Origin of the sequence: Chryseobacterium sp. Mn2064 (assembly GCF_049319685.1) — a bacterium.
In the GTDB taxonomy this organism is placed as follows: domain Bacteria; phylum Bacteroidota; class Bacteroidia; order Flavobacteriales; family Weeksellaceae; genus Chryseobacterium.
The window spans coordinates 1051403-1063981 of the sequence record NZ_JBMOUE010000002.1 but is presented as its reverse complement, the minus strand read 5'-3'; the positions used below and the strand labels follow the sequence as shown (position 1 = coordinate 1063981).

Annotated in this window: 14 protein-coding genes; 7 read left to right on the top strand and 7 right to left on the bottom strand. The window is 37.6% G+C overall.

What is annotated here, in order from left to right:
- Positions 1 to 69 precede the first annotated feature (69 nt).
- Positions 70 to 996 (bottom strand): AraC family transcriptional regulator, encoded by a 927-nt coding sequence (locus ACL9RH_RS11900; RefSeq protein ID WP_422693581.1) that lies wholly within the window; start codon positions 994 to 996, stop codon positions 70 to 72.
- A gap of 181 nt (positions 997 to 1177) precedes the next feature.
- Between ACL9RH_RS11900 and ACL9RH_RS11895 the strand changes: the two genes are divergently transcribed.
- From ACL9RH_RS11895 to ACL9RH_RS11885, 3 genes are all read left to right on the top strand, one after another.
- Positions 1178 to 2707: an aldehyde dehydrogenase family protein gene (locus ACL9RH_RS11895; protein ID WP_422693580.1), complete on the top strand. Its 1530-nt coding sequence runs from the start codon at positions 1178 to 1180 to the stop codon at positions 2705 to 2707.
- Positions 2708 to 2966: 259 nt separating this feature from the next.
- The gene (gene adhP, locus ACL9RH_RS11890) at positions 2967 to 4001 is read left to right on the top strand and encodes an alcohol dehydrogenase AdhP (protein ID WP_422693579.1); all 1035 of its coding nucleotides are present in this window, start codon (positions 2967 to 2969) and stop codon (positions 3999 to 4001) included.
- A gap of 79 nt (positions 4002 to 4080) precedes the next feature.
- Complete coding sequence (locus ACL9RH_RS11885; protein WP_422693578.1) at positions 4081 to 4464, top strand: DUF779 domain-containing protein; 384 nt, start codon at positions 4081 to 4083, stop codon at positions 4462 to 4464.
- A 9-nt stretch (positions 4465 to 4473) separates the two neighbouring features.
- Here the strand turns inward: ACL9RH_RS11885 and ACL9RH_RS11880 are convergent, their stop codons facing one another.
- Together ACL9RH_RS11880 and ACL9RH_RS11875 are read right to left on the bottom strand one after the other, a co-directional pair.
- Entirely contained in the window at positions 4474 to 4986 is a 513-nt protein-coding gene (locus ACL9RH_RS11880) for a hypothetical protein (RefSeq protein ID WP_422693577.1), read from the bottom strand.
- Between the two features lie 26 nt (positions 4987 to 5012).
- Positions 5013 to 6212, bottom strand: coding sequence for a dicarboxylate/amino acid:cation symporter (locus tag ACL9RH_RS11875; RefSeq protein ID WP_422693576.1), 1200 nt, complete (start codon positions 6210 to 6212; stop codon positions 5013 to 5015).
- Positions 6213 to 6305: 93 nt separating this feature from the next.
- Between ACL9RH_RS11875 and ACL9RH_RS11870 the strand changes: the two genes are divergently transcribed.
- From ACL9RH_RS11870 to ACL9RH_RS11860, 3 genes are read left to right on the top strand one after another with little or no spacing between them, the layout of a single operon-like run.
- Entirely contained in the window at positions 6306 to 7223 is a 918-nt protein-coding gene (locus ACL9RH_RS11870; protein ID WP_422693575.1) for a DnaJ C-terminal domain-containing protein, read from the top strand.
- Positions 7224 to 7226: 3 nt separating this feature from the next.
- A complete protein-coding gene (locus ACL9RH_RS11865; RefSeq protein ID WP_422693574.1) occupies positions 7227 to 7529 on the top strand; it encodes a chaperone modulator CbpM in 303 nt (100 codons plus the stop codon).
- A 34-nt stretch (positions 7530 to 7563) separates the two neighbouring features.
- Entirely contained in the window at positions 7564 to 8091 is a 528-nt protein-coding gene (locus ACL9RH_RS11860; RefSeq protein WP_422693573.1) for a hypothetical protein, read from the top strand.
- Positions 8092 to 8179: 88 nt separating this feature from the next.
- Here the strand turns inward: ACL9RH_RS11860 and ACL9RH_RS11855 are convergent, their stop codons facing one another.
- Both ACL9RH_RS11855 and ACL9RH_RS11850 read right to left on the bottom strand, forming a co-directional pair.
- Positions 8180 to 9178 (bottom strand): PLP-dependent cysteine synthase family protein, encoded by a 999-nt coding sequence (locus tag ACL9RH_RS11855; RefSeq protein WP_422693572.1) that lies wholly within the window; start codon positions 9176 to 9178, stop codon positions 8180 to 8182.
- A 130-nt stretch (positions 9179 to 9308) separates the two neighbouring features.
- Positions 9309 to 10538: an ABC transporter permease gene (locus tag ACL9RH_RS11850; protein WP_422693571.1), complete on the bottom strand. Its 1230-nt coding sequence runs from the start codon at positions 10536 to 10538 to the stop codon at positions 9309 to 9311.
- Positions 10539 to 10542: 4 nt separating this feature from the next.
- Between ACL9RH_RS11850 and ACL9RH_RS11845 the strand changes: the two genes are divergently transcribed.
- Complete coding sequence (locus ACL9RH_RS11845; protein ID WP_422693570.1) at positions 10543 to 11739, top strand: exo-beta-N-acetylmuramidase NamZ family protein; 1197 nt, start codon at positions 10543 to 10545, stop codon at positions 11737 to 11739.
- Here ACL9RH_RS11845 and ACL9RH_RS11840 read toward each other — a convergent pair whose 3' ends face one another.
- Both ACL9RH_RS11840 and ACL9RH_RS11835 read right to left on the bottom strand, forming a co-directional pair.
- On the bottom strand, positions 11740 to 11946 hold the full coding sequence (locus ACL9RH_RS11840; protein WP_422693569.1) for a hypothetical protein: 207 nt from the start codon (positions 11944 to 11946) through the stop codon (positions 11740 to 11742). It lies immediately after the preceding gene.
- A gap of 4 nt (positions 11947 to 11950) precedes the next feature.
- On the bottom strand, positions 11951 to 12577 hold the full coding sequence (locus ACL9RH_RS11835; RefSeq protein WP_422693568.1) for a DUF3575 domain-containing protein: 627 nt from the start codon (positions 12575 to 12577) through the stop codon (positions 11951 to 11953).
- Positions 12578 to 12579: the final 2 nt, after the last annotated feature.

Genomic DNA, 12579 nt, shown 5'->3' with positions numbered 1-12579 from the left:
TCCTGATTAATTAAATAACCCCTGAAGTTTTGCTTCAGGGGCTTTTTTTCTATTATAATAAATTTTGACTTATTCAAAATATCCTATTCCGTTTTGATAACTTTTAGGGGTTACCCCTACCAATTGCTTAAACACTCGGGTAAAATAATTCGTATCCGAAAATCCTGTCTGGTAAGCAGTTTCTTTAATGCTATTCTGCCCTGCAAGCAGTTCTTTAGCTTTATTAATTCTCTCCTGAAGAATAAAATCATTCGGAGAGGTCCCAAACTCGTCCTTAAACATTTTAAAGAAGTTAGATTTACTTACATAAGCCAACTTGGCAATACTGTCTATAGAAAGTTTCTGGTGCAAATTCCTTCTTATATAATCTACTACAAATCCTATTCTTGATCTGTTTTTTACAATATTTTTTTCCACCATACTCCTTGCCTGCGTCTGCATGAGTCTGATGAGAAGCTCCTTTAATGCAAAATCGGCCATAATATCTTTCTGAGAATTATCATCCATTGCAATTCTCATAATATTATTGGTGGCGGATGCTAACGCTTTATTGTTAAAAAGAAAATATTCATCCAGTTGGATATTCCATTGTGAGGCATCATCTACTTTGGGGAGATGATAGTTTAAATAATTGAGAGAATCTTCTATAAAATCAGGATTTAAGCTTAAAGAAATGCATTGTGTGGGGGTTTCGTCTGCATCAGGAAAATCGATAACCATGGTTTCCCCTGGTGCCACCAAAATACTTTCCCCTGGAAAATAATCGAAATAGCTGGTTTTATTATCCAGTTTCATGTGTTTTTTTCCACGAAGCATGGCTGTAAATGCAATATTTTCAAAATGAAGCTTAACGTCAAAAGCGGCTTTGTGTGTTTCATAAATGCTAAATTCACAGTTGTTTAGAGTGAATTTTGTCTGGTTTTCAACAAGACTCAATAGCTGGTTTTCCTTTCGTAATTCCGGAGTATTTAATAAAATATGACTATTGTTATTCATTTCTAAAATTTTTAAAGAAACACGTTACTCAAATATAGAAAATTTGGCTCTACGTTGCTGTTAAGAAAATTATAAAATTAACGATGTGTACTATTTTCCACCTTTTTTATACGATTGTGCTATTGTTTTTTTGGGTGTACCTGTAATTTGGCATTATCGAAAAAATTAAAACAATACTAATATGAGCACTCTTACAGAACCTAGATCAGCAACTCTATTACAGCGCCCGGAGTTCAAAAGCAAATATGATAATTATATTGACGGAAAATTTACACCCCCCGTTAAAGGACAGTATTTTGATGTTGTTTCTCCCGTAGACGGAAAAATATTTACACAGGTGGCCCACTCCTCCAAAGAAGATTTGGAACTGGCCGTAAATGCTGCCGAAAAAGCTTTTCAGACCTGGAAAAATACATCTTCCACAGAAAGAAGCATCATTCTGAATAAAATTGCAGACAGAATAGAGCAGAACCTGGAATATTTGGCTACCGTAGAAACAATAGATAACGGTAAGGCTGTAAGAGAAACCTTGGCTGCAGATATGCCTTTAGCCATAGATCATTTCAGATATTTCGCATCTGTGATTCGTGCAGAAGAAGGTTCCCATAACGAACTGGATAAAGACACCGTGTCTCTTATCGTACACGAACCTCTGGGAGTTATTGCACAGATTATCCCTTGGAATTTCCCTATTCTTATGGCTGTATGGAAATTGGCACCCGCATTGGCAGCAGGAAATTGTGTAGTTTTAAAACCTGCAGAAAGTACACCAGTTTCTATTATGATAATGATGGAACTCATTGGAGATCTATTACCAGCCGGAGTTGTGAATATTGTCAATGGTTTTGGCGCAGAACTAGGGCGACCTTTAGTAACCAATCCTAAAGTAGCAAAAGCAGCTTTTACAGGTTCCACAGCTACAGGACGTCTTGTGATGCAGTACGCCACAGAAAATATTATTCCGGTAACATTGGAATTGGGAGGGAAATCACCAAACGTTTTCTTCAGTTCAGTAATGGCTGCAGATGACGAATTTTTAGATAAAGCCATTGAAGGAGCTGTTCTTTTTGCCCTTAATCAGGGAGAGATCTGTACCTGTCCTTCAAGATTGCTGGTTCAGGAAGATATTGCAGATGCGTTCATCGAAAAAGTGATAGAAAGAGTAAAAGCTATTAAAGTGGGAAATCCATTAGACAAAACAGTCATGATGGGAGCGCAGGCTTCACAGATTCAGAAGGATAAAATTCTTTCCTATATTCAACTAGGAAAAGAAGAAGGAGCTGAAGTATTGGTGGGAGGAGATGTCAACAATCTTGGAGAAGATCTTGACGAAGGATTCTATATTCAGCCTACTATTTTCAAGGGAAATAATAGAATGAGAATATTTCAGGAAGAGATTTTCGGCCCTGTACTGGCTTTCACCACCTTTAAAGATGAGGAAGAAGCGATCAAAATTGCGAACGATACCATCTATGGACTTGGAGCAGGAGTATGGACGAGAGATGCTCATCAGCTGTATAATGTTCCACGTCAGATCGAAGCAGGAAGAGTTTGGGTAAACCAGTACCATTCCTATCCGGCAGGAGCTCCATTTGGCGGATACAAGCAGTCAGGAATCGGAAGAGAAAACCATAAAATGATGCTGGACCACTACCGTCAGACCAAAAACATGTTGATATCCTACAACAAAAACAAATTAGGATTCTTTTAATTATTAATTTTAGGACGTGCCCGCTTGCCTTGGTTTTTTCCAGGGCAAATCGGTCGGGCTATCCAGGGCTGCACTTCGTTTCGGTGCTTCATTACATTGCGCACCGGCTCGTTCCTCGCCGCCCTTCCTATCCCTCACGCAAAGGAATATCGGGTTTCGGATTCTTTGCTTCTAAACAACACTAATTACCAATCTTTAAATGGTCAATCTGTAAATAAATAAACAGATGGGCTGTAAAACCCAACTCAAAAACGAAAATATGATTCCAAAAACAATGAAAGCGGCGGTAGTCCAAGGCTATGGCCAACCCCTGAAAATAGAAGAAGTTCCAGTAAGAGAACCCGGAAGATATGAAGTCCTTGTAAAAGTGATTGCCTGTGGTGTTTGCCATACAGACCTTCACGCAGTGGATGGCGACTGGCCGGCGAAACCGAAGATGCCGCTTATTCCGGGACATGAAGGAGTAGGAATTGTGGTAGCTTGCGGACCAGAAGCTTTTGTGAAAGAAGGAGATGCAGTAGGTGTTCCATGGTTGTACAGTGCCTGCGGATGCTGTGATTACTGTATTACAGGATGGGAAACCCTTTGTGAAGCTCAGAAGAATGGCGGATATAGTGTAGATGGTGGTTTTGCAGAATACGTAATTGCAGATTCCAGATATGTGGGACATTTAAAGTCTGACGTTAACTTTTTAGAGATTGCTCCCATTCTATGTGCCGGAGTTACCGTTTATAAAGGATTAAAAGAAACCGAAACAAAACCGGGAGAATGGGTGGCCATTTCAGGGATTGGTGGATTGGGACACGTAGCCGTTCAGTATGCTAAAGCGATGGGAATGCATGTGGCAGCAATTGACGTAGCGGATGATAAACTTGATCTGGCTAAGAAATTAGGAGCAGATCTCGTAGTAAATGCTAAAAATACCGACCCTGGAGAATACTTACATAAAGAAGTTGGAGGAATGCATGGTGCGCTTATTACGGCCGTTTCACCTATTGCTTTCAAACAGGGAATAGATGTACTGAGAAGAAAGGGAACTATTGCTCTTAACGGGCTTCCTCCAGGTTCATTCGAACTGCCGATCTTTGAAACTGTTTTAAAGAGAATTACGGTAAGAGGATCTATCGTAGGAACCAGAAAAGATATGCAGGAAGCACTAGACTTTGCTAATGAAGGACTTGTAAAGGCTACTGTAACCGCAGCAAAACTGGAAGACATTAATGATGTTTTCGATAAAATGAAAAAAGGACAAATTGACGGCAGAATCGTTTTGGATATTGCCGGATCAAACTAAATTAAGGATGTATTGCTGATCCCGGTTAAAATTTATTTTACCGGGATCTTTTTATCTTTATCATCTTAAAAATAATAATATGAACGCTACAATATCAAGACTCTCTGCGACAGAAAAAGCCCTTGAAGTGATTCAGGAGCTTGAAGATAAATATGGCCCGCTTATGTTTTATCAGGCTGGAGGATGCTGCGAAGGCACCCAGCCACAATGTTTTGAAAAAGGCGGTTTTTTCCCTCGAATGAATGATGCCATGATTGGAACAATCAACGGACATGAGTTTTGGATAGACCGCGACCTTTTTGAATACTGGAAATACTCACATTTTCTGCTGGATGTTACCGATGGATTTGGTCCGGGAGGTTTCTCACTGGAAACTCCTTTAGGAAAGACTTTTAAAGTTCATTACAGATTGTTTACGCCAGAAGAATATGAAAACCTGGAACCTGTAAAGCGGAGCGAATAACATACGTATTTATGGCTTTTGGGCAATATAAATTAATTCCCTTTCAAATTCATATCTTCCTCTTGAAATTCCTCTTTTTAAAATAAAATATTGGGAGACAGCCACGGCTGAAGCTACTATTGCCACTATAATATTGTCCTTATTATCTTGTAAACTGGCAAAGGCTATTACTGAACAAAAACATAGGATAGCTACCCAGTTAAAGATCTGAAGCCCAGAAGGGAAAAACTCTACCGCAACCAGTGATTTCCCGCTTTTATCAGAAATCGTTCCATGGAACACAGGGTTTGATCTGTTCATATCAAATATTCTCGATCTTCTTTTAATGGTAAAACTGTTGTCTTCAACCATTCCACGATATTCAAACCGTGAAGGAATTGCAGCATCTTTTTCGAATGATATAAATGTTTTGTTGGTTTTATAGGTTATTTTCAAGAGCCTTTGTCTAAGCTCATGGATATCGATATTCAGTTCAATATTGAGTTTTTTATACAAACCAATGCTTTTGAAAAATGAGTTCATGGTTAAAAGGAATAGGTAAACTTCAATCAGACTTTCACAAACCGGTTCACAAACATGGCGGCGACAATATCACCTACGGCATTTAAAACTGTTGCCAAAGGGTCTACCAACGTTCCAATGATCATCACAGCAGGAATGGCTTCCTGTGGTAATTTGTAAACAGAGATCATCAGCATTTCACCAATATATCCTCCGTTGGGAATTCCCCCAGCCACAATGCTCACAAATACAGTAATTCCAAGTGCTAAAAGTAGGTTGGCAGGATCAAAAAAATCTCTTCCGATAATTAAAAAGGCAACATAGATTTTAATAATTGATGACATAGAAGAACCGTTTTTATGCAAAGTCGTTCCAATAGGAATTACCAGATTGGCAATAGAATTCGGAATCCCGATTTTGGAGGCAGCCTGTAAGTTGGCAGGCATTGTTGCAAAACTGCTACACGTGCTTATCGCGGTAAGAGTCGGATAAATCGCATTGGTCCAAAAACTTTTAACGCCTTTCTGCCCATTGGCCATAAAAGCATAAATAGAAAAGAAAACCAAAAAGTAAACAACTCCGGCAACATAATACAATCCTAAAGGTTTTGCGTAAAACCCAAAAAGCTGAGGCCCGAGAGTAGATACCTGATAAGCAAAGTAAGCGCCTAAACCAATGGGAGCCAGTTTCATGACCAATAAAAGAAGTTCTTTCATTACTTCATATCCGGAAGCAATAAAAATCCTGAATGGTTGCCCTTTTTCTCCTGTTTTTCTAGCCGCAAATCCTGTAAGAAAAGCAAATACCAATAATGCCAGCATATTTCTTCGGGAGAAGAGCTCTGTAAATTCTCCTACAGTGAAGAAACTTACAATTCTGTTGCCCCAGGTTTCATTATCTGCTGCTTCGTTGATGATTTCCGAGCTTCCAGAAATTCCTGAGACAGGAAAAAGATAAACCGCACAAATGGTAAAAATTGCAGCCGTTAGAATAAAGAATAAAAAGGTAAGTGCCATCACAAGAATAATTCTTCCAAACTTCGATTGTTGTTCCAAAGAGGCAATAGAGTTGGACACTGCAAAAAATACAAGAGGTACTACACTTACAAAAAGAAGATTGAGGAAAATATCCCCCAATGGTTTAATATACTCTACAATGCCCGGAGCTACAATTCCTATGATGCTTCCAGCGGTAATTCCCAGAAGCAAAAATATAATTCCGGAATAGTTTTTCAATACCTCTTTCATGGGGTTATTTTTATCAAAGATAGGTTTATTTTTAACACTTCATTATGCAATTTTCACACCTAAATTTCATAAATTTGGGTAAACATCGTTTCTATGGCTTATATAGATTACTATAAAATTTTAGGCGTAGATAAAAGCGCAACACAGGATGAGATTAAAAAGGCCTATCGAAAACTGGCCAGAAAACATCATCCTGATCTTAATCCTGACGATAAAGAGTCAGAGAAAAAATTCAAAGAGCTGAACGAAGCCAATGAAGTGCTCAGCAATCCGGAAAATCGCTCTAAATACGATAAATATGGGGAAAACTGGAAGCATGGTGAAGAGTATGAAAAAGCGCAGCAACAGCAAAGACAATATCAACAGCAGCAACAATATTCCAACGGAGGATTCTCCGGTGCAGATTTTGGGGAAGGAGAAGATTTCTCAGATTTCTTCCAAAGTATGTTTGGTGGTGCCGGAGGAGGTTTTGGCAAAAGTTCTAGGGGACGGGCTTCTGGAAAATTCAAAGGACAGGATGTACAGGCGGAACTGAGTTTAAATTTAAGAGACGCTGCAAAAACACATCCTCAGACATTTGAAATCAATGGAAAAAAAGTAAGAATTACAATTCCAGCAGGTGTTTATGACGGACAGCAGATTAAGCTGAAAGGCCATGGAAATCCAGGAGTCAACGGAGGACCTAGCGGAGATCTGTATATTACCTTCAATATTCCTGCGGATCCGGATTTTGAAAGAATAGGAGATGATCTTAAAACTAAAGTGATCATTGATCTTTACACAGCTATTTTAGGAGGCGAGGTAAAAGTCAATACTTTAGAAGGAAGTGTACATCTTAAAGTAAAACCGGAAACCCAAACCGGAATGACCGTAAGGCTTAAAGGAAAAGGATTTCCCGTTTATAAAAAAGAAGGTGAACACGGAGACCTTTTTGTGACGTATGAAGTGAAACTGCCGACCAATCTTACAGAAAAGCAGAAAGAACTTTTTGAACAATTAAAAAATTCCTAAGCGATGAGTGAAAGAATATCACGGGAAGAACTCGTAAAAATTTATAATATAGAGATCACTTTTTTTGATGAGCTGGTAGACTATGGTTTGCTTCATATACAGATTGAAAATGATATTCATTATCTGATGTACGAGGACTTGCCTGATCTGGAAAAATTTGCCAATTGGCATTATGACCTGGAGGTTAACCTTCCCGGCTTGGAAGTCATTCACAATATGCTGAAAAAACTGGATGCCCTGAATAAAAGAAACCGGGAATTAATGAATAAACTTTCTGCCATAAGTGATCAATATGAAGATATTTAGTTTAGTTTTGTAGCTTTTTAAAGCCACCCCTATTATGAGTGAGGAAAAAGTGATTACCCTGAAAACAGACAGAAAGATTTTTGAAGATATTTATTTTAGTGGAAACCAAGGCAGTCTGCTTTTTTCACCTACAACCAAAAGTAAAACCATTACAACTATTGTAGCCGTTGTCATTTTAGGAATTGCTTTTCTATTGAAAGACATCTTGAGTAAGGATAGTGTAGGGGTACTGTATTTTCTGAGTTTTATATTTTTGCTTTGTGCGGTATTTCTATCGGTAAGCATCAATAAAGTTTCCAGATGGAAAAAACAGGTCAACCATTATCTGAATAAGCTAGAAAATTGTAAGATATATGAGATCAGATTTGATCAGAACTTTTTTACAGTAAATATTGACGGAGAAAAAGAAACCAGCGAGTGGAAAGATTTCGAATACTTTGACAGCTCCGCTGAATTTATTTCTCTTGAAGGAAAATATAATTATATGTTTCCCAAAAAATCAATGAGTGAAAAAGAATATAATCTTCTGAAAAAAATCGCTAAAGAAAATATTAAACAATAAAAAAACGGAGCAAAAATAGTTTGCTCCGTTTTTTTATGATTGTGAAAATTCATTAATCGCCTTTATAAGCGCTTTGAACATTCTTGTATTAAGCTTCTTTATTTTCTTCCAGCCAGCCCATTTCCTTCATCCACTCATCATTGTAGATTTTTCCTACATATCTTGAGCCGTGATCGTGAAGTAAAACAACAATAACATCGTCTTTCGTGAACTGATCTTTCATCTGTATCAATGAAGCGATAGCACTTCCTGCAGAATATCCACAGAAAATTCCTTCTTCTTTTGCCAGTTTTCTTGCATAGATGGCACCATCCTTATCGGTAACTTTTTCAAAATGATCAATTACTGACATATCGTAGTTTTCAGGAATGATATCTTCACCAATTCCTTCTGTAATGTAAGTATAAGCATGGTCATAGTGAAGTTCCCCAGTTTCATGGAATTCTTTAAGGATAGACCCATAAGTATCTACACCAATTACTTTGATGTTCGGATTTTTTTCCTTGAAGAATGTTCCACATCCTGTAATTGTACCTCCTGTTCCTGCACCTACAACAAAGTGGGTAAGGTTTCCTTCAGTCTGTTCCCAGATCTCAGGAGCAGTAGACTCGTAATGAGCCGCTCTGTTGGATAAATTGTCGTACTGGTTTACATACCAACCGTTTTCTGTTTCTTTAGCCAGTCTTTTAGAAACTGAATAATAAGAACGAGGGTCAGTAGGTTTTACGTCAGTAGGGCATACAATTACCTCAGCACCTACTGCACGAAGAATATCACATTTTTCTTTTGATTGTTTGGAATTGGTTACAAAAATACATTTATAGCCTTTGATGATGGCAGCAAGTGCCAATCCCATTCCTGTATTTCCGGAAGTTCCTTCAATGATGGTTCCTCCAGGTTTTAATCTGCCGTCTTTCTCAGCATCTTCTATCATTTTAAGAGCCATTCTGTCCTTTACAGAGTTTCCGGGATTGAATGTTTCTACTTTTGCTAAAACTAATGCCGGGAAATCTTCCCCAAGTACTTTGTTAAGTTTTACCAGCGGTGTATTACCTATAGTTTCGAGAATATTTTTTGCGTATTTCATAAATGTCTTATAAGCGCAGCAAAGATAGCGCTTTTAAATGAGTTGCACTGTCGGTGCAATAATGATAATATATAAGTAATATTGAAATAATGGAAAATCAATGCCTACTTATAGGGGATCGTTGATTACATTAGTTATATTTAATAGCTTTCACTGGAGAAATCTTACTGATCAGATAACTTGGAATAATTAAAGCCAAGCCGGAAATAACCAGAATTCCTGCCGAAATAGAAATGATAGCAATAGGATTAAGATCTACAGGAACTGTACTCACATAATAATTTTCCGGATTAAGTTTAATCACTCCAAAGAATTTTTGAATGAGTATAAGCCCTAGCCCGATCGCGTTTCCATACAGTAACCCCGGAATCATAATGATAAGAGTGTAATTGATGAAAGTAGCGCGGATTTGAGAATTGCTCGCACCTAATGTCTTAAGTAAACCAATAGAGTTGGTTCTTTCTATAATAAGGATCAGAAGAACCATGATAATATTGATCACCACAACAATCAGCATGATGATGATGATCAGTGCAATATTGGTGTCAAAAATACTGATCCAGTCTGTGATTTGTGGAAATTTTTCAGTGGCCTTTTCAGCGTAGTTTTTATAGCCGATCAGTTTTTCAATTTGAGGGAAATCAGTATCAATATCGTTAACGTCTTTCAGGAAGATATCAATTCCGCCTATTTCATCAGGTTTCATATCCTGAATTTTTCTTGCATGATTGATTCCTCCGATAACAAACTGTTCATCAATAAGTTTGATGTCTGTTTTGTAAATACCAATCACCCGGAACTTACGGTAAAGCGGTTTCTGATCTGCCTTTAAAAATACGGTAACGATACTGTCTTTAAGTTTAAGATGCAGGTCGTTGGCTACTTTTTGAGAAATAACCACATCATTGTTAAAACCCTTCTCCGTCACTTTTGGAGTTGTACCGGCAATAAGGAATTTTTTAAATCTTAAGCTGTCAAAATCTTTTCCGATTCCTTTAAATATAATCCCGGCGAAATTATGTTCATTACGCATAATCCCGGTAACCGTTACATACTTTTGAACACTTTCCACATCGGGAAGCTCTTTGATCTTAGCAATATTCAGTCCCTGATTATCCAGAACAGAAGTATTATAAGAAGAGTTGGAGCGCGTAGATCTTACCGTAATATGACCACTGAAATCTGCAAGTCTCTCTTTGATAGCTTTCTTGGAACCAAAACCGGTGGCTACAGTAATCAGGGAAACAATGATCCCTAATGCTACAGAAAGCCTGCCAATGAAGATGATAACCCTAGAAAGGTTATTTTTGTTATCTTTGGAAAATGCTATTTTTCTAGAGAAATATAAAGGAAATTTCAAGCTTATGAATTTAGATTTCAAAATTAAAAATTTACTTCTGATTTGCCTAATTTTTTTAGGAGTATTCAATCAATATTATTCTCAAACTCAAGTTCAACCGGATTTTAAAACCGGGGCAGATCAGCCTGAGGTTTATTTACCGCTATTAAAAGGGAAAACCATTGGTGTGGTAACCAATCAGACAGGTTTGATGAGTGACAGAACTCATCTGGTAGATTTTTTAGTGAAAAATGGAGTGAATATCAAAGCTATTTTTGCCCCGGAACATGGTTTTAGAGGAGATGCTGATGCAGGAGCAAAAGTGAAGAATGGAGTAGATGTGAAAACCGGAATTCCTATTATTTCATTATACGCCAGCAACAAGAAGCCTAAACCGGAACAGTTGGCAGGAATTGATATCGTTGTTTTTGATATTCAGGATGTAGGAGTGAGATTCTATACTTATATTTCTACCTTAACTTATTTAATGGAAGCCGGTGCTGAAAATAATGTGGAAGTAATAGTATTAGACCGTCCTAATCCTCATGATGGGTATACTGACGGACCGGTGTTGCGCAAAAAATGGAGCAGCTTTGTAGGAATGCATGAAGTACCGGTAGTTTACGGTCTTACAATAGGAGAGTACGGGAAAATGGTAAATGGCGAGAAATGGCTGAAAAATGGAGTACAGGCAAAATATACGCTGGTTCCGATGAAGAATTACCATAAGAAACAACGTTACGCCATATTGGATAAGCCTTCTCCAAATTTACCAAACGATAAAGCCATCAATCTGTACCCAAGCCTTTGTTTTTTCGAAGGTACGCAGGTTTCTGTAGGAAGAGGAACAGATCTTCCTTTTCAGATCTATGGATCTCCATGGACAGAAAATCTTCCTTATCAGTTTACTCCAAAACCAAGTTATGGCGCCAAAGATCCTTTTCTGAACGGGAAATTATGCTATGGAGAAAACCTTTCCAACTATCCTAAAGATTTAAGAGAATTAAACCTTGAATGGGTAATCAAGGCCTATAAGAATTATAAAAATCCGCAACAGGATTTCTTTTTGAAAAATTTGTGGTTTGATACCTTGTCCGGAACTGATGAACTGAGAAAACAAATTATCGCAGGAAAATCAATTCCGGAAATCAAAGCTTCATGGAAAAAGGATCTTGAAAATTTTGAGAAGATCAGAACCCAATATGTGGTTTATGAAGACTAATTAGTCAAAATTTTGAGGTGGGGTTTTATCGTTCTTGCCTTTATTCAAAATAAAAAGCCCGACGGTTAAACCTACCACACCTGCAAAGGCAGTCAGTAAAGCTCTTTGCAATTTATCAGGAAGATCATTTCCTATATAGTTCATTAGAAAAAGAATCACAAAAGTGATCGCTGAAATGATAATATGATTTTTTCCGAATAGTTTCATTGTACTATTTAAATTTGTAAGATACCATTACACCTCCTCTGTAAGGGATAATTTCTCCACTTTTGTTAAATTTTTCGGCAGCGTCGTAGCGTCTTCCCGTTGTTCTGTCATATCCTTTGTAAAAACTTTGTGAAGTTCCTACAGTGGCATAAATGTCAAGATTCCAGCGATCTGATAATTGAAATTGATATCCACCGGTAACTCCCAACATGATAGAATATCCCTTTTGGTAAAGGTTGGAATTGACAATGAATTCTCCATCATCCTTTTGACTTACCTCATTATTCCAATAATTCCATTTTGAAGCTCTGTATGCAGCGACAGAAAGATTGGCTCCTACATACCAGTGTTTAAAAGCCTCATTGAAATAATATCTTCCTTCAGCAGATACTGAATAAAACTGCAATTCATGGCCTGCAAAAGATTTCCATGGTGAAACAAAAGCATCTCCCTGAAGTGTATATTTTGCACTTAACTGTTTTTCTACTCCTACATTTAAAATTCCTAGCGGAATAAATAAAGCATTTCCTTTTACATATAAACTCTTATTCTGAGTTTGTTCCTGTTCCTGAGCACTTAGAGTTCCTGCAGACAGAAACGCTAAAATGCCTGCTAATAATTTATATTTCATCC